Source organism: Emticicia sp. 21SJ11W-3 (assembly GCF_024138715.1).
Taxonomy (GTDB): Bacteria; Bacteroidota; Bacteroidia; order Cytophagales; family Spirosomataceae; genus Emticicia; species Emticicia fluvialis.
Map to the genome: position 1 here is coordinate 743,279 of NZ_CP092074.1, position 20,702 is coordinate 763,980.

19 protein-coding genes are annotated in these 20,702 nt (G+C 42.1%); 10 read left to right on the top strand and 9 right to left on the bottom strand.

The window, feature by feature from the left end; translation table 11 throughout:
• Positions 1-201 precede the first annotated feature (201 nt).
• A complete protein-coding gene (locus MB380_RS03080; RefSeq protein ID WP_253533200.1) occupies positions 202-1,257 on the top strand; it encodes a 3-oxoacyl-ACP synthase III family protein in 1,056 nt (351 codons plus the stop codon).
• 75 nt (positions 1,258-1,332) lie between these two features.
• On the opposite strand, the gene MB380_RS21880 is transcribed toward MB380_RS03080, so the two are convergent.
• Positions 1,333-3,336 carry an OmpA family protein gene (locus MB380_RS21880; protein ID WP_409014708.1) on the bottom strand — a complete coding sequence of 668 codons (2,004 nt, stop codon included), beginning with the start codon at positions 3,334-3,336 and terminating at the stop codon, positions 1,333-1,335.
• A gap of 191 nt (positions 3,337-3,527) precedes the next feature.
• Between MB380_RS21880 and MB380_RS03090 the strand changes: the two genes are divergently transcribed.
• A complete protein-coding gene (locus tag MB380_RS03090) occupies positions 3,528-4,334 on the top strand; it encodes an MOSC domain-containing protein (protein ID WP_253533202.1) in 807 nt (268 codons plus the stop codon).
• 26 nt (positions 4,335-4,360) lie between these two features.
• Here the strand turns inward: MB380_RS03090 and MB380_RS03095 are convergent, their stop codons facing one another.
• Positions 4,361-4,606: a hypothetical protein gene (locus tag MB380_RS03095; protein ID WP_253533204.1), complete on the bottom strand. Its 246-nt coding sequence runs from the start codon at positions 4,604-4,606 to the stop codon at positions 4,361-4,363.
• A gap of 64 nt (positions 4,607-4,670) precedes the next feature.
• A complete protein-coding gene (locus tag MB380_RS03100) occupies positions 4,671-4,901 on the bottom strand; it encodes a cytochrome b5 domain-containing protein (RefSeq protein WP_101727488.1) in 231 nt (76 codons plus the stop codon).
• A 231-nt stretch (positions 4,902-5,132) separates the two neighbouring features.
• Here MB380_RS03100 and MB380_RS03105 point away from each other — a divergent pair, with 231 nt between their 5' ends.
• The 5 genes from MB380_RS03105 (at position 5,133) to MB380_RS03125 (ending at position 11,306) form a co-directional block, all read left to right on the top strand.
• Complete coding sequence (locus MB380_RS03105; protein WP_253533206.1) at positions 5,133-5,570, top strand: hypothetical protein; 438 nt, start codon at positions 5,133-5,135, stop codon at positions 5,568-5,570.
• 97 nt (positions 5,571-5,667) lie between these two features.
• Positions 5,668-6,690: a thiamine-phosphate kinase gene (thiL, locus tag MB380_RS03110; protein ID WP_253533208.1), complete on the top strand. Its 1,023-nt coding sequence runs from the start codon at positions 5,668-5,670 to the stop codon at positions 6,688-6,690.
• An 81-nt stretch (positions 6,691-6,771) separates the two neighbouring features.
• Positions 6,772-7,881, top strand: a complete 1,110-nt coding sequence (locus MB380_RS03115) for a C40 family peptidase (RefSeq protein WP_253533210.1) — start codon at positions 6,772-6,774, stop codon at positions 7,879-7,881.
• Between the two features lie 87 nt (positions 7,882-7,968).
• A complete protein-coding gene (locus MB380_RS03120; protein ID WP_253533212.1) occupies positions 7,969-10,977 on the top strand; it encodes a PVC-type heme-binding CxxCH protein in 3,009 nt (1,002 codons plus the stop codon).
• 50 nt (positions 10,978-11,027) lie between these two features.
• Positions 11,028-11,306 carry a SelT/SelW/SelH family protein gene (locus MB380_RS03125; RefSeq protein WP_253533214.1) on the top strand — a complete coding sequence of 93 codons (279 nt, stop codon included), beginning with the start codon at positions 11,028-11,030 and terminating at the stop codon, positions 11,304-11,306.
• Positions 11,307-11,479: 173 nt separating this feature from the next.
• Here MB380_RS03125 and MB380_RS03130 read toward each other — a convergent pair whose 3' ends face one another.
• The 3 genes from MB380_RS03130 to MB380_RS03140 form a co-directional block, all read right to left on the bottom strand.
• The gene (locus MB380_RS03130) at positions 11,480-12,550 is read right to left on the bottom strand and encodes an SO2930 family diheme c-type cytochrome (RefSeq protein ID WP_253533216.1); all 1,071 of its coding nucleotides are present in this window, start codon (positions 12,548-12,550) and stop codon (positions 11,480-11,482) included.
• A gap of 41 nt (positions 12,551-12,591) precedes the next feature.
• Positions 12,592-13,776 carry a parallel beta-helix domain-containing protein gene (locus MB380_RS03135; protein WP_253533225.1) on the bottom strand — a complete coding sequence of 395 codons (1,185 nt, stop codon included), beginning with the start codon at positions 13,774-13,776 and terminating at the stop codon, positions 12,592-12,594.
• A gap of 108 nt (positions 13,777-13,884) precedes the next feature.
• Positions 13,885-14,466, bottom strand: a complete 582-nt coding sequence (locus tag MB380_RS03140; RefSeq protein ID WP_101727272.1) for a Crp/Fnr family transcriptional regulator — start codon at positions 14,464-14,466, stop codon at positions 13,885-13,887.
• A gap of 107 nt (positions 14,467-14,573) precedes the next feature.
• Between MB380_RS03140 and MB380_RS03145 the strand changes: the two genes are divergently transcribed.
• Positions 14,574-15,488: an alpha/beta hydrolase gene (locus MB380_RS03145; protein ID WP_101727273.1), complete on the top strand. Its 915-nt coding sequence runs from the start codon at positions 14,574-14,576 to the stop codon at positions 15,486-15,488.
• 37 nt (positions 15,489-15,525) lie between these two features.
• On the opposite strand, the gene MB380_RS03150 is transcribed toward MB380_RS03145, so the two are convergent.
• Complete coding sequence (locus tag MB380_RS03150) at positions 15,526-16,089, bottom strand: hypothetical protein (RefSeq protein ID WP_253533227.1); 564 nt, start codon at positions 16,087-16,089, stop codon at positions 15,526-15,528.
• Positions 16,090-16,381: 292 nt separating this feature from the next.
• Between MB380_RS03150 and MB380_RS03155 the strand changes: the two genes are divergently transcribed.
• Positions 16,382-16,939, top strand: coding sequence for a tetratricopeptide repeat protein (locus MB380_RS03155; protein ID WP_253533229.1), 558 nt, complete (start codon positions 16,382-16,384; stop codon positions 16,937-16,939).
• 545 nt (positions 16,940-17,484) lie between these two features.
• Positions 17,485-18,603, top strand: a complete 1,119-nt coding sequence (locus MB380_RS03160; protein WP_253533231.1) for a DUF4932 domain-containing protein — start codon at positions 17,485-17,487, stop codon at positions 18,601-18,603.
• Positions 18,604-18,735: 132 nt separating this feature from the next.
• On the opposite strand, the gene MB380_RS03165 is transcribed toward MB380_RS03160, so the two are convergent.
• Positions 18,736-19,881, bottom strand: coding sequence for a MalY/PatB family protein (locus MB380_RS03165; protein ID WP_253533254.1), 1,146 nt, complete (start codon positions 19,879-19,881; stop codon positions 18,736-18,738).
• Positions 19,882-19,888: 7 nt separating this feature from the next.
• Complete coding sequence (locus MB380_RS03170) at positions 19,889-20,701, bottom strand: 5'-methylthioadenosine/adenosylhomocysteine nucleosidase (RefSeq protein ID WP_253533256.1); 813 nt, start codon at positions 20,699-20,701, stop codon at positions 19,889-19,891.
• Position 20,702: the final 1 nt, after the last annotated feature.

Genomic DNA, 20,702 nt, shown 5'->3' on the forward strand with positions numbered 1-20,702 from the left:
TCGCATAACTTTTCAAGTATTTTGCTTTCTTGAAAAGTTATGCGATTTTCTTTATCAACCGATTAGCAATAGCATTTAAGATAAGACTGGTGAGTCTTTTATTTTTCAAATCTAAAAACGTTCAAGTACTATTCTAAGAATATCTTGAACATTTGTGAGTTTTTCTTGTAATTTCGTGGCAGGATTCAAAAAGCAACAAATATGGTAAATTCGAAAATAGCAGGTATAGGATTTTACGTGCCTGAGCAGGTGGTAACAAATGCTGACCTGATGAAAGTAATGGATACTACGGATGAATGGATACAAGAGCGTTCGGGTATTAAAGAAAGAAGATACGGAAAAAAGCATGAAGAAACACCCACCACTATGGGTGCCAATGCCGCCAGAATAGCCTGCGAAAGAGCAGGCATAAAACCCGAAGAGATAGATTTTATTGTTTTTGCCACGCTAAGCCCCGACTATTATTTCCCGGGTTGCGGTGTGTTGCTGCAAAGAGAACTGGGCATTACGCATAAAGAGGTAGGCGCTATTGATATCCGCAACCAGTGTTCAGGGTTTATCTATTCTTTGTCAGTAGCCGACCAGTTCATTAAAACCGGAATGTATAAAAATGTGCTGGTGGTTGGGTCTGAGATGCACTCAATGGGGTTGGATTTCACAACCCGTGGGCGAAATGTGGCCGTTCTTTTTGGTGATGGCGCTGGTGCTGTATTATTACAACCAACTACAGAAGAGGGCAAAGGTATATTAACAACCCATTTGCATTCTGATGGCACTTATGCTGAAGAACTGGCACTGATAAGCCCGGGTAGCCATGGCGGGTATCATCTGGGTAAAGAGAAGTTCGGTTTTCCTGATGCGCTGTATGGCGAAATTTTCGTGTACGAAAACCTGATTGAGAACAAAACCTATTACCCCAATATGAACGGTCAGCTGGTGTTTAAAACAGCAGTTACCAAGTTTCCGGAGGTAATCATGGAGGCCCTCAACAAAGTAGGTCTTAAACCAACCGATATTGATATGCTGGTGCCGCATCAGGCCAATTTACGTATCGCACAGTTTGTTCAGAAAACCCTGCAACTGCCTGACGAAAAAGTATTTAATAATATCATGAAATACGGTAACACCACAGCGGCTTCTATTCCGATTGCCCTTTGTGAGGCCTGGGAAGCAGGCAAAGTAAAAGACGGAGACCTGGTTTGTCTGGCTGCCTTTGGCAGTGGATTTACATGGGGGTCTGCTCTGATTCGCTGGTAAAAGTTTCTGAGATGCTTATAAAACAAAAGACCCCGGGCAGAAATTCGGGGTCTTTTGTTTTATCTGGTATAAATACTATTCAATTTCAATAATCTTAAACTCGGTTCGGCGGTTGGTCTGGTGCTCGTCTTCGGTTTTGGCGTTTCTGATAAGCAGTTCGCTTTCTCCATAACCTTTGGCTGTAATACGCGCCCTGTCTATACCTTTGGAAACGATATAATTAACCGCAGACTCGGCACGTCTTTGCGACAGGCGCAGGTTATATATCTCGGTAGCACGAGCATCGGTATGAGAACCTAGCTCTATCTTAATGGTAGGGTTGTCTACCAGTATCTGCACAAGTTTATTCAGTTCAAGTGCCGCATCCGGTCTGATATCCCATTTATCAAGGTCGTAGTAAATATTCTCAACCCTGAACGTCTTGTCTAAAGTAATTTCTTCCAGATTGAGCGAGGCAAAGAAAGTAGTATCAGTAATGGCTTTTGTTAATAACGATTGCGGTATGGTGCGGCCATACATTGAGAAGTCTTCTCTTTTGGCCAGGTAGTTTTTCTTGCTACCCAATATTACGTAGTCGTTGTCTTCCTGCACTGCTATGGGGCCAAACTTGCCGTCTTTCTGCGTAATGATTTCTTTTAATGGCTCATCCTGTCCGGTAGCAAGAATCTTTACCGTTGCCGAGTCAAGCGGTACATTTTGATTGTTGGCATTTTTGGTATAAATAGTACCTGCCAGGAAGTACCTCACGGTTTTTATTTCCAGAGGTTTCGACAAGCTATCTGGTGTTGACCTCGGAATCAATGGCGTTGCATCTGCCAGTTCGGTTTGTTTGGGGGCCTCATAGTAGTAAATATCGTCATCGCCTTTGCCTCCGGCCCGGTTTGAGCTAAAGAATACATCGCCGTTTTTCCGCATTACCAGCCCGAAATCATCCATATTTGAGTTATAAGGGAGCCCCATGTTTTCAACAGTAATTTTACCGCCTGAGCGAATAGCCACAAAAAGGTCTAATTTGCCAAGGCCTGGGTGTCCGTCAGATGCAAAGTACAGTTTTCCGTCTTCAGATACGTAAGGAAACATTTCGTCGCCTGCGGTATTGATTTCCTTGCCCATATTCACCGGATTCCCAAAACGGCCAGAGGCATCCATATTAACTCTGTAAAGGTCAATACCCCCAAATCCACCGGGGCGGTTAGAGGCAAAGTAAATAGTTTTGCCGTCGCGCGAGAAAGCCGGAGAACCATCCCAACTGGCCGAGTCAGAAGCGCTCACATAACTGGGTTCTGTCCATCCGCTGCCATTTACATAGCGCGATATGTATAAATCCATGTCTGGAGAAAAGTCTTTTCTTTTGCCGGTATTGCCCCGGGCGTAAATCATGGTTTTACCGTCAGGCGAAAAGGCCGGGGTGCCTTCGTTGCGTTCTTCGTCAAAAATGGCATTGCTGAATTTCTCAGGTTTGCTCATTTCTTCCATGGTTCGGGCAAATCTTGATTTGTATAAACCTACATAAGGCAGGCCGTTAGAATACGTTTTGCTTTTGCGCGACGCAGTAAAAATCAGTTCATCGCCCAGCACAACCGGAGAAAACTCAGCCCCGGCAGTGTTAATTGCAGATAAATTGCTGAAAGTTATATCTGTCTGTTTTTGTTTCAGTTCGCCTATCAGCCTGAGCGAGTTTACCTCTCTGTAGGCTTTTTCGTTATAGGCTTTTATGGTGCTTTTGGCATCTATAAATTGTTGCAGCTCTTTTAGGGCCTGTTCATATTTTCCGGCTGCTTTCAGGGCAAATGCATAATGAAAGTGAGCTTCGGGTATCATCAGTTTGGCTTCAAAGGCCTTTTCGTAATACGGAATGGCCTCTACCCAGCGGTTCGATAAACGATAAGCCTCTGCAATTTTGTAGTTCAGGTTGGCTTTTTCACTTTCAGCAATATTGGTTACCTTTGACAGGTCTTTGATGGCTAGGTCGTACTGGCCTTTATCAAAACTTGCCAGGCCTTTTTTATAAGTCTGAAGTTGCGCAAAAACACCGTTCGAAAGGAGCAGAAAGGTAATGATATAGCGTATTTTTTTCATCATTTAAATGGTTGGGCTAACATACTTGCCCACAATTTTATAGATTGTAGCTCTAAGTTTGTTTTGTAAGTCAATCTTGTCAAAATTACGGGGCTTTAATGCCGTAAATTTTTCTTCAATTTAGATGTTTGACCTAATAACACAAACGTTTTTGAACCCGAAATGTTGTGTCAGTAAAAATATAAGTAAAGATGGCAAAAATATTAACCGAAATAAACATTTACCCTATTAAATCACTGGGGGGTATTTCACTTCAGGAAGCTCAGGTCGAAGACCGCGGCCTGCAGTATGACCGCCGATGGGTGTTGGCTGACGGTGATAATTTGTTCAGAACTCAACGTGAAAACGAACAAATGGCATTGATTGATGTGGCCATTGAGGCCGACGGCCTGCGGGTAAGCCATCGGAAGTTAGCAATTGCTCCATTAAAAGTGCCTTTTACCCCGCAGACTGACGATACCCGTATGATAACCATCTGGGATGATACCGTAAAAGCCGTAAGGGTAAGCAATGAAGCCGATGCCTGGTTTACAGCAGTGCTGGGTAAGGAAACATATCTGTATTATCAGCCTGATGATTCCATACGCCCTACAGACCCTAAATACTCAATTACGCATGAAGAACACACCAGCTTTGCCGACGCCTACCCGCTATTGTTAATAGGGCAGGCAAGTTTAGATTTACTGAACGGAAAGCTGGACGAGCCTATAGGAATGAAACGCTTTCGTCCTAATCTGGTTTTCAGTGGCGGAGAGCCGCACGAAGAAGATAACCTCAGGTTTTTCTCTTTAGGAAACGCCAGGCTGGCAGGTGTAAAACCATGCGCCCGTTGCGTATTAACCACAATTAACCCTGAAACGGCAGAAAAAGGCAAGGAACCTTTAAAAACGCTGAACCAATACCGGCGCAATGGCAACAAGATTCTCTTCGGGCAGAATATACTGGTAATTGAAAAAGGAAAGATTCGCATTGGCGATGAAATATTACCCGAAGCATAGCACAAAGGCAGGTGACCCCCACCTGCTTATTTTTTTCTTAAGCGTTTTTCAATACTCTTTGGCTTGTCGTCTTTCTTTTTAGACTCTGCTTCCTGTTTTTCTTTTATTTTTCTGAGGCCTCTCTGGTAGGTGTAGTACAAAAAACCGGCTACCGAAAACATCAGAAAAAAGTAACTGTCTTTAAGCGCTACTTTTTTATAAAGTGCCTGGTCTACAAACATGACCAAAAAAGCAAGACTCGCAAAAAGTATAATTGATTCTATGAGTTTCATATTAAACTAATGAGTGAATTAGTGAATGAGCGAATGCGTGATTTTGAATGGAATTACCGCGTAATTACTGAATGAGCTTGCCAATGGCTTTAAACTTCATAAAAACGGCTTCGGTATGCGGCGCGTCTTTTAGCTCGTCGGTCAGGTCCTGGCCAGCCCAATGTTCATAGTGCTTCCCGTTCCGCCATAGTCTTGATTCCGTCACATCATAAATAACCGACTGGTAAGCTACCCATATTTCTTCTTTATCCTGCCCGTTGCGAAGCGCCAGCTGGCCTCTGGTGTATTCTTTCAAGATTAATACAATTTTTTTTACAAAGTTCGTAAAGATTTATGAATGCAGGCAACTTAAAACAGATTAATTCATATCAGTTAAAATTTATCTACAACCAATAGCTTAAAAATTACGTCTATTTTATTAACAAGAATTTTTTTTGGTTTATATTTAAGCCATATTTGCTGTTGCTCTCAGGGCAAAATGATGTTGATTAAAAAAGGTTGAAAAACAAATTCAAAAATTTACTCTATGAAAAAAATTGCCATTCTTTTATTTGCTTGTAGTTTCTTTATTTTTTCTTGTGGTGGAGACAAAGTTGTACCGGTAAGTGAGAAAATCAAGAAAAACTGGTCTGCCAGTACAGTAAAGGAAGGAAGCGCCATTGTGTATAGCAAGGGTGCTGCCAGTAACACAAGACCCGGCTACTCGGGCTTTCAGTTAAGGTTATTGTCTTCTCCAACGGTTACTTATATTGAGTTCGACGGAAACGCTTTTTCGGGTCAGTATGAAGTAGTGGGCGACACCAAGCTGGTTTTGAAAAACCTGAACCCTGCTCCGACAGGTACAAGCGGAACAATTGAGTTTACAATTGACTCAATTACCGATACCCAATTGATATTGACGCGCACATCGGCCAGTGCAAAGACCGGTGGCACCATAAATACATATACCCTTGTAACGCAATAAAAGGGATTGATTTTTGAAGGAAGGTGGGCTGCGAAGTCCACCTTTTTTTATCTTTGTAAAAAAATAGTGAAAAGGTTTTGCCAAAACAGCAAATAGCATGGAAAGAACAGAGTTGAATACATTAGGAGAGTTTGGTTTGATTGACCGCATAAAAACAAAATTCAGTTTGCAAAACCCTGAGTCTGTATTAGGGATTGGTGATGACGCAGCGGTGATTGACACGGGCGATAGATACATGCTTGTTTCGACAGATATGTTGCTGGAAGGGGTGCATTTTGACCTGGCCTATGTTCCGCTTCGCCATTTAGGGTATAAATCAGTAGCAGTGAATGTGTCTGACATTGCCGCCATGAATGGCATTGCCAAACAAATAACTGTAAGTGTAGGGTTGAGCAATCGTATGTCGGTAGAGGCAGTTGATGAAATTTATGAAGGCATTAAATTTGCCTGTGAGGACTATCAGGTTGATTTAATAGGAGGCGATACCACCTCGTCACGCTCGGGCCTTGTTATTTCTGTTACCGTAACCGGTTTTGTAGATAAAGACAAGGTAGCTTACAGAAGCGGAGCAAAACCGAATGATATTTTGTGCGTAACCGGCGATTTAGGCGCTGCTTACTTTGGGTTGCAGATTCTGGAAAGAGAAAAACAGGTTTTTCTGGCTAACCCGGGTATGCAGCCAGACCTGGAAGAGAAATCGTATCTGGTTGGTAAACAACTGAAACCCGAAGCCAGAACAGACATTGTGCATGAGCTGGCCGAAGCAGGTGTGGTACCTACTTCTATGATTGATATATCAGACGGGTTGGCCTCTGAAATTATCCACCTAAGCACACAATCGGGCGTTGGGGTGCTTATTTTTGAAGAGAAACTACCCATTGAAGATATTACCATGCTAACGGCAACCGAGTTTAAGCTGAGCCCGGTTACGGCGGCCTTAAACGGAGGAGAAGACTACCAGCTGCTGTTTACCATCAAGCAGTCTGACTTTGATAAAATCAAGAATGTAACTGATATAACGCCTATTGGCTACATGACAGAAAGCAAGGCCGTAGAACTGGTACTGAACAGCGGCTCAAAAGTGGGTATCACAGCCCAGGGGTGGAATCACTTACAATAGTAATAGAACATGTATTGCAACCTGAAAACTTTTCGCAAACTTACATTAGTACTTATTTTTTTAGCGACGGGCTTCAATCTTATGGCGCAGGTAGCGCAAGCCCCCCTTGCGCACCCAACAGTACCGGCTATAATTGAGCAGGTAAAGAAAAAATATGCCCCTGATAAACGCGTAGCTGTTTTTCAGGTTGAGCTGGATAGCAACAAACTGAGAGGCAAGACCAATTTGCCCCTTGCCAAAAAAGAATTGCTGGGCAGGTTGAAAAATAATGGCTTCGAGCTGATTGACGAAGTAAAGCTTTTGCCTGATGTAAAAGAACTGGAAGATAAAATATATGCGATAGTAAATGTATCGGTGGCTAATATCCGCACGCAACCCAAGGAAGCAGCCGAGCTGGCAACACAGGCCCTGCTGGGTACTACACTTAAAGTGCTTGATAAAGACCGTTACTGGTATCTGGTACAAACGCCCGATAACTACATTGGCTGGGTAGAAGGTACTACCATTAAGCGATTCGTTAAAACAGATATAGAAGTATATAGCAGTAAACCAAAACTGATGTTTGCCAAGCCATTCGGCTTTGCGTTCACCGAGGCAGATGAAAACACTCAAACGGTTTCTGACCTTACCTGGGGCAACCTGCTAACCGTAAAAGACACCCTGGCCAATTATTTTGAGGTGGCGTATCCGGATGCACGCAAAGGATTTGTGCTGAAACACGAGGTAGTCTCTTATCAGGAATGGAAGAAAATAACTTCACCAAGCCCTGAGTCATTAACAAAAACTGCTTACCGCATGATGGGCCTGCCGTATCTGTGGGGTGGTACCTCATGGAAAGGTGTAGATTGCAGCGGTTATATGCGCATGGTTTTTCAGACCAGCGGCATTCTGCTGCCCAGAGATGCTTCTCAGCAGGCCTTTGTAGGCGAAGAAGTAGCCTATGAAAACCTGCAGGTAGGCGACCTGCTGTTTTTTGGTGAAAAATCTACTGCCGATAAACCCGAAAGAGTAGTACACGTAGGTATGTGGATAGGCAACAATGAGTTTATACATTCTTCGGGTATGGTGCGCATCAGTAGTTTTGATAAAGAAAGTACCCGCTATGATGCCGGTAATGCAGCACGTTATCTGCGTGCCAGGCGTATCCTGGGTCTGGGAACTGACAAAGGTATCGTTTCTCTCAAAAATTAGTCCTCGTACATTTTATTTGTCAGATTGACACCAATTCCGTACTTTTAAAGTATCTATTCAAAGCCTTTAACAATGTATTTACCTGCAATGAAAAAATCAATCATTTTTTCTATCACTGTTCTATTGTTATCAGTTGCCTTTAGGCAAGACTCAGGGAAACTCTCAGACGAAGAATATGCCAAACTGACAGAAGAAGATAAACGGAAAGTGCAATATGCACTGGATGGCGTAAAACTGGCCGACCCTGAACTGGAGGTAACACTTTTTGCCTCTGAGCCAATGATGATGAACCCCACCAACATGGATATTGACGCCAAAGGCAGGGTATGGATTTGCGAAGGCTACAATTACCGCAATCAGCTAAATCCAAAGAATCCATATAACAAAAAGGGCGACAGAATTTTGATTCTGGAAGATACAGATAAAGATGGAAAAGCCGATAAAACCACTGTGTTTTATCAGGGTGAAGAGATTAACTCGGCTTTAGGCGTATCGGTGCTGGGCAATAAAGTAATTGTGTCTTGTAGCCCTAATGTGTTTTTGTTCACCGATGAAAACGGAGACGACAAGGCAGATAAAAAGGAAGTGATTTTTACCAACCTGAAAGGGGTACAGCACGACCACGCCATTCATGCCTTTACATTTGGGCCTGATGGTAAGTTGTACTTTAATGGGGGTAATGAGATAGAAACCCTGAGTGATAAAAACGGAGTAGAGCTGAAAGACGACCTGGGCAGACCTTTTTCAAGCTACAAGCAGGGGAAGATTTTCAGATGTGATGTGGATGGCTCGAACGTGGAGATTCTTGCACACAATTTCAGAAATAATTATGAAGTAGCCATTGATTCTTACGGCAGAATGTGGCAATCTGATAACGATGATGACGGCAACAAGGGCGTGCGTATCAACTACGTAATAGATCATGGCAACTATGGCTATAAAGATGAAATGACCGGGGCAAGCTGGCAGGAACGGCGCACGAACTGGGAAAACGAAATACCTTTGCGCCACTGGCACCTGAATGACCCCGGCGTAGTGCCTAATCTGCTACAGACAGGGGCAGGTTCACCAACCGGCATGATTATCTACGAGGGCGATTTGCTACCGCAAAAGTACCGCAATCAGATGATTCATTGCGATGCCGGGCCAAACATTGTGCGCTCTTACGCAGTAGAAAAAAGTGGCGCTGGATTCAAGGCCACCATCAACAATATTCTGGATGGCTCAACCCGAGACAAGTGGTTCCGCCCGTCTGATGTAACAACAGCGCCCGACGGCTCTATTTTTATTGCCGACTGGTACGACCCGGGCGTGGGCGGCCATGCCATGGGAGACAGCCTTCGCGGGCGAATTTATCGTGTAGCACCCAAAGGAAGCAAATTCTCGGTACCGGTCTTTGATTTTGAAACGCCTGAAGGCTGCGTAAAAGCCCTGCAGAATCCGAATCTGGCTGTGCGTTATTTGGCCTGGACAAAACTAAACCAATGGCAGGAAAAAGCTGAACCTGCATTGCAGACCATGTGGACTTCTGAAAACCCGCGTATACGCGCCAGAGCCTTATGGTTGCTGGCTAACATAAAAGGCGAAGAGAAGAAATATATTAATGCCGCTCTGACAGACAAAAACGAAGATGTACGCATGGTTGGTCTGCGTTTGGCGCAGGAGCTTAAAATGACAGATTTTGCAGTACTGACCAAATTGGCGCAAGACCCTTCGCCGCAAATCAGAAGGGAAGTGGCATTGGCTATTCGTCATAGTAAAAATCCGGAGGCTGCCAATATCTGGGTATCACTGGCTAACCAATACGATGGCACCGACCGATGGTATCTGGAGGCGCTGGGTATTGCTGCCGATAACCAATGGGATAGCTTTTTTGCCAAATACATAGAAAACATAGGCGAAAGCTGGAAATCTGATGCCAAAGCCAAAGATATGGTGTGGAGAAGCCGCTCGACCGACAATATTTACCGGCTCGCTGAATTAGCCAAAACTTCAGAAGGCGAGGCCAGACTAAGATATTTCCGTGCTTTTGATTTTCAGTCGAATCCGGAAAAAACCACAGTGCTGCTGGGTATGCTGGATGGTGGCAAGGCACCTGCCGATGTAATGACCTTGGTTTTTAAGCATCTTGATGTTGAAAGTGCTAAAAAAGATGCGCGCTATGCTGCGCTTTTGCCTAAAGTGCTGGCGGGTATTCAATCGCCCTCCGATTACCTGGATATTGTAAAACGTTATCAGTTGAAAGACCAGTCAACTCGTTTGGTGAATATGGTAATGGACGACAAAACATTTGGTGGTGAGGCAGCCAGACTACAGATTAGATTAAATGGGCTGGATGCATTTAAGAAACTGACCACCAGCAAGGATGAAAAAACAGTGCTGAAAGCGATAGATATGTTTGGCGGCGTTGACGAAAAGCCAGTTACCGATTATCTGATAACCTTATACAACAATAAAGCGAAGAGCATGGCAGTACGCGAAAGAGCCATGTGGGCCATGACTGGCTGGAACAGTGAAGAGATTCTGTGGAATCTGGTGAAAGCCAATAAGGTGCCCGAAGATGTAATGCCGATTGCACAGAAAATACTATTGAAAACCTGGCATGGCGACATCCGTTCAGAGGCCATGAAAATGTTCGGAGCAAGTGTTGATAAGTCGGTTGGTAATATCAATGACCTCGTGAAACTGACCGGTAATGCATCAAAAGGACAGGAAGCATTTAAGATGTATTGTACTTCATGCCACGTGGGTAAGGGCGAAGGCGTTAATTTTGGCCCTGCCTTGACCGAGATTGGTAGTAAATTATCTAAAGATGCTTTGTATTCTGCAATTCTGAACCCAAGTCAGGGTATCAGTTTCGGTTTTGAGGGCTTTACGGTAAAATTTAAAAACGGCACTGAAGTAGACGGAATGATATTGACCAGAACCGAAAACGACGTTACAATGAAAACGCTTGGCAGCGCTAACCCTTCCTCATACAAGCGTTCTGAGATTGTATCTATCAAAGAACACAAAGAGTCGCTGATGCCACAGTTTCCGTTGCAAAAACAAGAACTTGTTGACCTGGTAGAATACCTGTCGACCTTGAAAAAATAATCACTGCCACGGTTTGCCTTCAAACCGCGGCAAGGTTGAATTTAGTAATTATGAAGCCCAAAATTACACTGGAATATTGTCCGAAATGCCATTGGCTGTTGCGTTCGGCATGGTTGGCACAAGAGTTACTCACTACCTTTGAAGAGGAGCTGGGCGAAGTAAGCCTACGCCCAAGCGAGGTGCCCGGTAGTTTCAAGGTTTTATTGAATGAAGAGGTAATCTTTGACCGTAAAAGAGAAGGACACTTTCCGGAAATAAAGGAGCTAAAGCAACTGGTAAGAGACCTGATTGCACCGGCGAAATCGCTAGGGCATAGCGACAGGAAGTAGCGCCAAGGTAGCCGAAATTCAAATGGCAGTAAAAATTTAAAAACAAACGGAGCAGGTAGTATTACCAGGCTCCGTTTTTGTTTTCAACTTTATCAGGTACAGCAAACTAATTTCTTTCTAAAACAACTTTGCGAACAAATGTTTATATAATGGATGAAAGCCAGGCATAAGGCTCAGGACTTCTTCATTTGTTTAATCCACTCTTTTATCAGCTCAATGCCCTCTTTGTGATTGGTTTTACGGCCTACCTCGGGCATCATTTCACCCGGGTCGGTTGATTCAATCCTATACAGCAGGATAGACTCTTCGGGTTTTCCAGGTACAATATCAAACTTCCTGTTTCCGGAACCTCTCCCGGCAGCTACCGGGGTTTTCATGATACCATAGGCAAGCTGGTCGGTCTCATGTATACTCAGATTAAGGCCTGAGGTTTGCGCAGGGCCCCCTAATCGGTGGCAGTGGGCACAATTGATGTCAAGCCATATTCTGGCTCTTTCGTCCAGGGTCCCGGTTTCAGGTTTATTCCAAACCGGCGCTTTGGGTACCAGTTCAAGAGCAGGCAAATGCTGCAGTTCTCCTGTTTTTTGCCAGGCAATAAGCTGGTTTTCAGTTTCTTCCTTTGTTCCCCATGCTTTGTAGCTTCCATTAAGTTGCCGGGCAGAAGGCCCAATGGGCGACATCACCTCGTTTCGGTTATGGCAACCTTTGCACTGGTTCAGGTTGGGTACGCTATACTCGTGCTTTTTCTTTTTACCGTTCAGGTCAATGTAGCTTACTTCTTTGGTGTCACCCGCCACCTCCAGATAAGCCTCTGTTTGCTCGTCGTTCCATACATAAGCCAGTGCTTTCCAGCCATCGGGTTCATGTATCAGCAGGCGGGTTTCCATAATTCTTCTGCCTTTATCAGTATTTCTGAAATCGTTGGGGTAATAAAACGTTTTTATAAGGGTTGAACCAACCGGGAAATCTAACACTTCTGTGGCATTATAAGGCACTTTTGCACCTTCGGGTAGTTTTAAGAATCTCAATTTCTCGGCGTAATCACTAAACAAGGGCGTATTTAAAGAGTAGGGTACTACACCTGCCGCAGGTTTCTGAGCAGCCATGTTACCCTCAAAAAAATGATAATCTGATAGTTTCTCCCTGGGCATGCTTGCCTTTACCTCTTTTGTTGCAGTTTCCTGCTTCAAAGAAGTAAAAGCAAAAATGCCAAGTGCCAGGAGTAAAAAAACAATTTTGTGCATTAAAGAAAGAGAGGTCAAACGCTTAGGTCGGAAAAAAATAATTAATCAATTGAGGCCACTTTCAGACTTTCCAGCGAACAGTTATGAACTGAGGCATCGCGTGAAACATTCTTGAAATTATGTTCCACATCAAGATTGGCAAAAGAGGTATTTTTATTGTTTTTAATACACAAAACTTTCTGATTATTTTTGGCGTCAACAATGCCATCCCACTGGATATGCGGCACATTTTTGCCGAATCGTAGTTTAAAACGATACATCTGTCCGAAACGCCCTTTACTGGTAGCCTTTACATGCTGGCGCTCAAAAACATTGTCATGAATATTGATGGCCACCGGATACGGATAATAAGTTGGGTCTTTTATGGGGTTTTCGGTAGTAAAATAACTGATAATGCCAGTACTTACCGATTTGTTATTTATAATCTGATTATTGAATATTTCCACATTATTGGCAGCCAGAATCAGCACTCCTGTGCCATCAGGTACCTTACCCACAATATTACCTTTCGGGGCAAAATTGCGCAGATTGTTATGGTGAATATTGTTGTTGAACACACGGGTATAACCACCTTTTTTAAGAATCAGGTCTGGCAGGTCAAATACCAGAATACCGCCTGTGTTTTCAGTGGCTTCGTTTTCATACACATCTGCATTGAGCGAGTTTTCAATTTCTATGCCTGCCACATTACGAAAAGCACGCGATTTACGGACAATAATATCTTTCGATTGCCCTACATAAATACCTGCATCAGAAGCGCCAATGGCTTCGCAGCCTTCAATGAGCACTTTTTCGCATTGTACCGGATATAGGCCATACGAACCATTTTCTTTTTTGGGGCCACCCGTCCATTCGGTTTTTACGTTTCTGAAAGTAATGCCTTTTACGTTCATGGTTTTTACGGCATCTCCTTTACTGTCCTGCACGGTCAGATCCTGTATAATAATATTTTCTGCATTTGACACACGAATACCCTCTGCACCTTCGGTCTGCCCTTTAAAAGACAAAATGGTTTTATCTTTCCCTTTTCCCTTGATTATGATGTTTTTCTTACCTTCCATAGAAAGGCTGGCCGTGAAAGTGAAAGAACCCTCGTCCAGCTCAATAGTAGAGCCGTTTTCAGCCATAATAAACTGTGTCTGGTAGCGTTTCTGAATATCTTTTTGCGCATAGACAACAGCCGAACAAGCCATTAGGGTAGTTATAAAAAAGGCAGTCTTCTTCATTTTGTTTAGGATTGAATGAACAGATTCCAAATCTTGCATTTTTTCGGGATATAATTGTTTGATAAATGTCAAATAATTAAAGGCTGCTCAAATAAAGAAGTTGTGCTGTTAATCTTTCTGCCCTCTTACCCGGCTGAGGGTTTCCAGCTTGATGCCTAAAAATGAAGCCAGATACTTAAGCGGTATGCGTTGCACAAATTCGGGTTTGTGTTGCAGCAGGTACTGGTAACGTTGCCTGGCTGTAAGCGTTTGCAGAATAATCTTCATCTCTTCTATTTGCACCAGATATTGCTCGGTTATTATACGGCCCAATCGCTCTATTTCATGAAACCTGCCATATAGTTGTTGAATATCATCATACTTCAAAACAATTGTTCTGGTGTCTTCCAGCGCCTGAATGTGCGTGAGGCTGGGTTTTTGAGAGAAAAAACTATGGGTTGAAATGGCGATTGCGTTTTCGAAGCCAAACCAGGTGTTTATTTCATTGGCATTGGCGTCTTCAAAATACTCTCTTACAGAACCTGAAATGATAAAATGAAGCTCATCAGATACATTGCCCTGCAAAACAAGAAAGTCTTTCCGGCTGAAGGTTCTCTGATGTAAGAAAGGAACAAGCGCATTGATGCTTTCCTGCGATAAGGGAGATAGTTTTAGAATAAACTGAAGGTAGTTTTCGTATTCGGGAAGCATAGTGAAAGAAATAGCTCTACAATATTAGTAGAAAAGTATCAGAAACAATATTTTTTTCCAACTTTGTAAATTATCCGTCTGTTAAACAACCAATTAAAAATTGCTCAATGAAAAAATTGTTTTTAATGCTATTTACCTCGGCTGTTATGTCTAATCTTTATGCCCAGAACGAAACTATTTTACTGTATTCTGATGCAGTACCCGGCTTAAAAAAGCAAGTACCGGAGGACTCTAAAACCACCGACGGCATCACGCGTGTAAAAGATATTACCCAGCCCGCTCTGATTGTTTATCCTGCCAAAAAGAAAACCACCGATGCAACCGTAATTATATGCCCGGGTGGTGGTTATGGTATTCTTGCCATAGACCACGAAGGCTACGATATTGCCAAATGGTTTAATGCCAGAGGCATGACAGCCTTTGTGTTGAAATATAGATTGCCGCAGGAAGAGTTGTTTGATAACGACGAGATCAGACCTTTACAGGATGCCCAGCAGGCCATTAGAATTGTACGTAAAAATGCCGCTAAGTATGGAGTGGCCGCCGATAAAATAGGTATTATGGGCTTTTCGGCAGGGGGGCACCTGGCCTCTACGGCGTCTACGCATTTTACAAGCCAGGTAGGAGAGCTTACCGACCCATCGGTAAGTGTGCGTCCGGATTTTTCTCTGCTCATTTACCCTGTTATATCATTTGGCGACAGGTTTACGCACATGGGCTCAAGAGACAACCTGATTGGAAAGAACCCGCCGGTAGATAAAATTGAACTATATTCAAACGACAAACAGGTAACCAAAGATACCCCTCCCACATTTTTAATCAGCACTACCGATGACGGCGTACAGCCTGAAAACAGTATTGCGTATTTTCTGGCCTGCAAAAAAAATAAAGTGCCTGTTGAAATGCACATTTATGAAAAAGGCGGCCATGGCTATGGATTAAAGAAAAAAGGAAGAGGCCCAGTAGAAACATGGGCCAACCGCATGGAAGACTGGCTGAAAGACAGAAAACTGATGAAGTAATCAACAAGGGGTGGAATAAAATTCCATCCTTTTTCTTTTACGCCAACCTCCGCATAATCAAACCCTTTATTAAATCATAAAACTGGTGGGGCTTTAGAGTCCGCCAGTTACCGACCTGTAGTGTTCCTCCGAAATTGATGTAAGAGTCCAGATGGTAACGTCTGAACTCGTCAAGAATAAAATCCCTGAAGTTAACGGCGGCTATCCAGCCATCTTCTACGTCTTCAAACCATTCTTCGTAGTAGTCTTCCTCTCCACCATGAAATTGTAACAGGTTTTCACCAATCAATATATATTGATTAATACCTTTCTTAGTAAGATGGTCTACTACGGTTCTTTTCAGAAACATGACATCATTATGAAGTGTGTCGTTCCATTCGCCGAATACTTCAATAATGGCATAATGATGTTCATAATCTGCCATCAGAATTTTACAATACAGTGTTTCTGAGCCAATAGAGTCCCAGTTAGGGTCAATATAATAACCATATATGGTATCCTCGTATTCAATACCATACGTGCGGCCATAAAAGGGTGAATTTTCGTCTTCTTCCGACAGGTAATATCTTTGCCAGTTATAAAAGGGTTCAATTTCGTGCATGCGGACTTGGGATTGATTTAATCAGAATAAGATTACCGGTTTTATGATTATTTTCTCTGAGTTTTGTGGCTGATGATAGTCATCTCAAACTTCAGAATAAATAAAAATAATGCAATTAAAGGCCAAATTTAAAACAGGAAGTTAAGCTGCCAAACAACTACAATTTATTAAAGATATCATCACAACATATTTTTCAAAAGAGTGTTTAAATTCTTTATCTTGGCGGGGCAGTTGCAAAACCTTTCTGGTAAACAAAACTAACTCTTAATACAATTTTAAACTTTAATGTAAAATGAAAAGGACTCTGATTATTGTGTTTTTGATGTGCCTATGCGCATCAGTATTTGCTCAGACTAAAGAAGAACCTAAAGTTAAGGCTGACCCTATGGATATATCAAGGCAATTGGAGATGATAGAAAAGTATGGTGTGCCTACCATTGCTAGTGTAGATGCAATGAAAAAGAAAGCAGATGCCTTATATGAGGCACAATCGTGGAAGGAAGCAGTCACTGCTTATGAGGCTTACTCTAAAAATGTAAATTGGCTTGCAAATTTGCTATCACAATGTGTTGAGCCGTACTATTCTGCCAGTTATGATGAAAAAAATAGATTTTCGATTTTTAAAATAAAGTCTATCGTACAATTTGAAAGAAAAGCTAATGAGTGCAAGGCTAATAGAAACATAGCTTACGTGAAAATAGGGTTGTGTTATAAAAATTTAGGAGACACAAAAAATGCTGTGGTTTACCTGCACAAAGGGCTTGATTTGATAGGTATAGATGAAACTGAGTATTGGACATTGGCAAGAAATGCAATGGCTGAAATAATCCAGTTTACACCCGAAAAATAGGTTATTAATTTAGCAGAGGGCCATTTATAGTGCTTCTGAATTTATTTTTTCAACCCGTAGTACATCAGAAATTCCAATATAACGTTCTGTGTTTGCTATCTGGAAGAACAATTTCTTTTATGTGCCAATAACCCTTTTCATTGCTTTTGTTGGTGAAAATCGGGATAAATGAAGCATGTCTCTACAAATGTACTACGGGTAATTTTATACTTGACTTTAAAGATACTATTGGCATTAGTAACAAAAATATAAGGTTGTACCCTGAAAACGCGAAGCGGATTTAAGAAAGGCTAATCAACTGATAAGAAAAGAAATACGGTAATTTACAGCTGATAAATTTTAATAATACCAACGCGCGTGGGTAGGAGAACAACACCTGCAATAGTGCTCAAAAGGGCAATCTATGTTGTGTACTTTATCTTTTTTTGTAATTTCGCCCCTGAAAAAATTGCACAGGAACTTCTGATTAAAACGAAATCGATTTACAATGAGTGCAATTTAGTTTAATCCACTCACATTCATCAACAATAGAATTCTACTCAATTATGAGAAAAAATCTTTTTTCAATCTTAATGATTGTCATTTCGTTCACTTCATTTGCGCAGGATAAAGTAAATTTTTCAGAGAAATTCAAAAAAGAAAATCAGGGGAAATATAAAATTGAAATCAACGAAGTAAAAGAGTTGATTAATATCATGGTTGCCATTACCAATACCGGCAAAGAAAACGATGATATGGTTCAGCAGAAAGGGCAGTATTATCAGGACCTACGTACTTATTTTAAGCCATACGAAAATGAAAAAATTATCAAGACTTTTGATTCATTAATGGTCTCCTCTATCTTCAATTATATTTTTCTTACAGGAAACGCAATTTCATATAATTTCAAAGGGAATAAACTTGTAAAAAGTGACGTTTTCATTTTTCCGGCTACCGGCGTGGCCAATATGAAAATTGATGAAAATCCGATTACCAGGTATAGAAAGGATATAGAAGATTTTGCAAAAAAATCTAAATTCAGAAAATTCTATTCTAATCATCAGCCATTTTATGCAGGAATTATTTCTGACTATGAAAAAAATGCTAATCTCGGAAGACAATGGAAATGGTTAGAAAATAATTTTGAAACAAAAAAAGACAGTTACATTATATTGTGCTCTCCGTTAATAAACGGATTGAATTATACGGGACAATTTGACAACAATAATTTTTCGTTGATTCACATGAATCTACCACCTGTTGATAATTATCCGAATCTTACACCTCTTGAAAACGAGTTGCTGAACACCAGGGTCATGTTTACTGAAATTGACCATAATTACGTTCATGCCCCGACAGAGGCTAACAAAGACCTTATCAATAAAATTTTTGCAGACCGAAAAACCTGGGTAGATGAAAAAGTGGAAGGAATATTTGCTTATCCTAAGCCTGTTAGTGTTTTTAATGAATATATGACTTATGGTGTTTATGTGCTTTATTGCAAAGACCAGTATGACCAAGCCACCTTTGAAAAGGTTAACAAAGATATTATTTCAATAATGACTGAAAGGGGTTTTACAAAAATGAAATTATTCTCGGAAAATCTTCTTAAAATCCGTCAGGCGTATCCGAAAGAAAAGATTGATAAGTGGTATCCCGAATTTATAAAGCTGTTTGCTGAGTAAATTACAAGGCACTGTTTTTAACAAAAGAAGATAGTTTTCTTGTAAGCCACATAGTGTTTGGCTAGAGAAAACTATCTTCAACAGCAGTTTAATAGCTGCCTGCCTTACCAGTTCAATTGTCAGGCAGATTGCCTATTTTCTTTCCAGAACTCGCTTCATTCGTTCTACAGCCTCTACCAGCCGGCTCATTTGTGTGCCGAAATTAAGACGGATGAAACCTTTGCCGTCAAAAAAGAATTCACCTTCCGAAATACCAACCCCGGCATCTTCCAGTTTTTGAGCCAGATTTTCAATCCCGCTCTCGCGTACATCTATCCAGGCCAGGTAAGTGGCCTCTAAAGGCAGCATTTTAAAGCCCTTGAAGGCATTCATTTCTTTCAGAATATACGCATAGTTTTTGCGCAGATAAGCCAGCAATTGCTGGTGCCAGTCGGCGCTGTCGCGGTATGCTGCCAGTGCAGCTTCATAGCCGTAGGCAGACACCATAGGTTCAAGAATATATCTTAAATCAGCATATCTGGCTCGTAATTTATCGTCAGGAATAACCGCAAAAGAGCAGCCTAGACCTGCAATATTGAAGGTTTTGCTGGGAGCCAGTAAGGTAACTGTGTTCTTTGCAATTTCCGGACTAAGCGTGGCAATTGAAATATGCCTTTTGGTTTCGTCCAGTATCAGATCGCAATGAATTTCATCTGCGCAAATCACTATATTGTTCGCTACGCAAATATCTGCCAGTGTTTGCAGTTCTTCTTTAGAAAAAACCGTACCGCCCGGGTTATAAGGATTACACAACATAAATATCCGGGTGCGCGGAGTAATGGCTGCCTTTATGGCTTCAAAATCAAACGTCCATCGGTTATTTTCTTCTTTCAAGGGTACTTTTACCAGTTTTTTACGGGCAGCAACGGGCGCTTTCATGAATGGCCCGTAAACGGGTACAGTGGTTATAACCTCGTCGTCGTCATTACCTACGCTCATACAGGTCAGTGTCAGGCCGGGTACCATTCCGGGCAGCCATACCAGCCATTCTTTAGGCACTTTCCAGTTATGCCGTTCTTCCAGTCGTTTCAGAGTTACCTCCACCAGCTCGTCTGGTATCTGCCAATAGCCAATTACTCCTTCTCTGGTTACTTTATCAAGCGCTTGTAATATGGCCGGCGACGCCTTGAAGTCCATATCTGCCACCCATAGAGGTATAATGTCTTTTCCCGCATATTTTTTCCACTTGGCGCTGTCTGTTTGTGTGCGGTCAATTAGTTCGTCGAAATCGTAGGTCATGTAATATTTATAATTTTTTTAATATCTCCTTTACCAGGGTTGCCGAATTGTCGGAGGCAATTTTTTTAAAGGTCTGAAAGTCTACCGATGCTTTTTCATTGGCTTTATCACTGATGCTTCTGATAATCAGAAACGGGATATTCTGCTGATAACAAACCTGTGCTACTGCAGCACCTTCCATTTCGGTGGCATCGGCCTGTAAGGTTTTCTTAAAAAGGCTTACTGCCGTGCTTGAAGTAACAAAGGTGTCTCCTGTTACAATAGTTCCCACCGATACCGTTGGTTGTGGGCTATCTGTTGAGATTTTAAGTAAGCGGATATCTCCTGATGCCTGTATGGCTTTAGAAACCAATAACGAGTCAGAGGAAAAATAGACCGGGTTCAACTGCTTGGTTATCGGGTTGCGTGTGGCATTGGTGCTTAAGCCTTCATTGGTTAACCGGCCGTAATCATGGTAAGTCAGACGATTACCAATGACAATGTCGCCCTGATTAAGGTTTTCGCTAATTCCCCCGGCAATACCCGTAAAAATAATCGATTGCGGACGAAACTCTCTGATTATCAAAGTAGTAACAACGGCTGCATTTACTTTTCCGATGCCTGTTTCGGTAAGAATTACCTTTTTGCCGTTTAGTTTTCCGGTTTTAAACTGAAAGCCGAGTATATTCTTTGTACGAACCCGCGTCAATTGCGATTCCAGCAATTGAATCTCCTCAGGCATGGCGCCCAGAATGGCAATTTTTTGCGCTACCGCCAACTGAGGGGCACAAATGCTGAGAAAAGCAGTAAGCAATAGTAAATAAACAGAACTCTTTTTCATT

Bases quoted from the DNA above. Each gene is read 5' to 3' on its own strand.
- MB380_RS03090 (WP_253533202.1), top strand. From the start codon at position 3,528: ATGGCAAAAATATTAACCGAAATAAACATTTACCCTATTAAATCACTG.
- MB380_RS03130 (WP_253533216.1), bottom strand. From the start codon at position 12,550: ATGCACAAAATTGTTTTTTTACTCCTGGCACTTGGCATTTTTGCTTTT.
- MB380_RS03095 (WP_253533204.1), bottom strand. From the start codon at position 4,606: ATGAAACTCATAGAATCAATTATACTTTTTGCGAGTCTTGCTTTTTTG.
- MB380_RS03160 (WP_253533231.1), top strand. From the start codon at position 17,485: ATGAGAAAAAATCTTTTTTCAATCTTAATGATTGTCATTTCGTTCACT.
- MB380_RS03125 (WP_253533214.1), top strand. From the start codon at position 11,028: ATGAAGCCCAAAATTACACTGGAATATTGTCCGAAATGCCATTGGCTG.
- MB380_RS03150 (WP_253533227.1), bottom strand. From the start codon at position 16,089: ATGCACGAAATTGAACCCTTTTATAACTGGCAAAGATATTACCTGTCG.
- MB380_RS03120 (WP_253533212.1), top strand. From the start codon at position 7,969: ATGAAAAAATCAATCATTTTTTCTATCACTGTTCTATTGTTATCAGTT.
- MB380_RS03145 (WP_101727273.1), top strand. From the start codon at position 14,574: ATGAAAAAATTGTTTTTAATGCTATTTACCTCGGCTGTTATGTCTAAT.
- MB380_RS03170 (WP_253533256.1), bottom strand. From the start codon at position 20,701: ATGAAAAAGAGTTCTGTTTATTTACTATTGCTTACTGCTTTTCTCAGC.
- MB380_RS03155 (WP_253533229.1), top strand. From the start codon at position 16,382: ATGAAAAGGACTCTGATTATTGTGTTTTTGATGTGCCTATGCGCATCA.
- MB380_RS03115 (WP_253533210.1), top strand. From the start codon at position 6,772: ATGGCGCAGGTAGCGCAAGCCCCCCTTGCGCACCCAACAGTACCGGCT.
- MB380_RS03135 (WP_253533225.1), bottom strand. From the start codon at position 13,776: ATGAAGAAGACTGCCTTTTTTATAACTACCCTAATGGCTTGTTCGGCT.
- MB380_RS03080 (WP_253533200.1), top strand. From the start codon at position 202: ATGGTAAATTCGAAAATAGCAGGTATAGGATTTTACGTGCCTGAGCAG.
- thiL (WP_253533208.1), top strand. From the start codon at position 5,668: ATGGAAAGAACAGAGTTGAATACATTAGGAGAGTTTGGTTTGATTGAC.
- MB380_RS03140 (WP_101727272.1), bottom strand. From the start codon at position 14,466: ATGCTTCCCGAATACGAAAACTACCTTCAGTTTATTCTAAAACTATCT.
- MB380_RS03105 (WP_253533206.1), top strand. From the start codon at position 5,133: ATGAAAAAAATTGCCATTCTTTTATTTGCTTGTAGTTTCTTTATTTTT.
- MB380_RS03165 (WP_253533254.1), bottom strand. From the start codon at position 19,881: ATGACCTACGATTTCGACGAACTAATTGACCGCACACAAACAGACAGC.
- MB380_RS21880 (WP_409014708.1), bottom strand. From the start codon at position 3,336: ATGAAAAAAATACGCTATATCATTACCTTTCTGCTCCTTTCGAACGGT.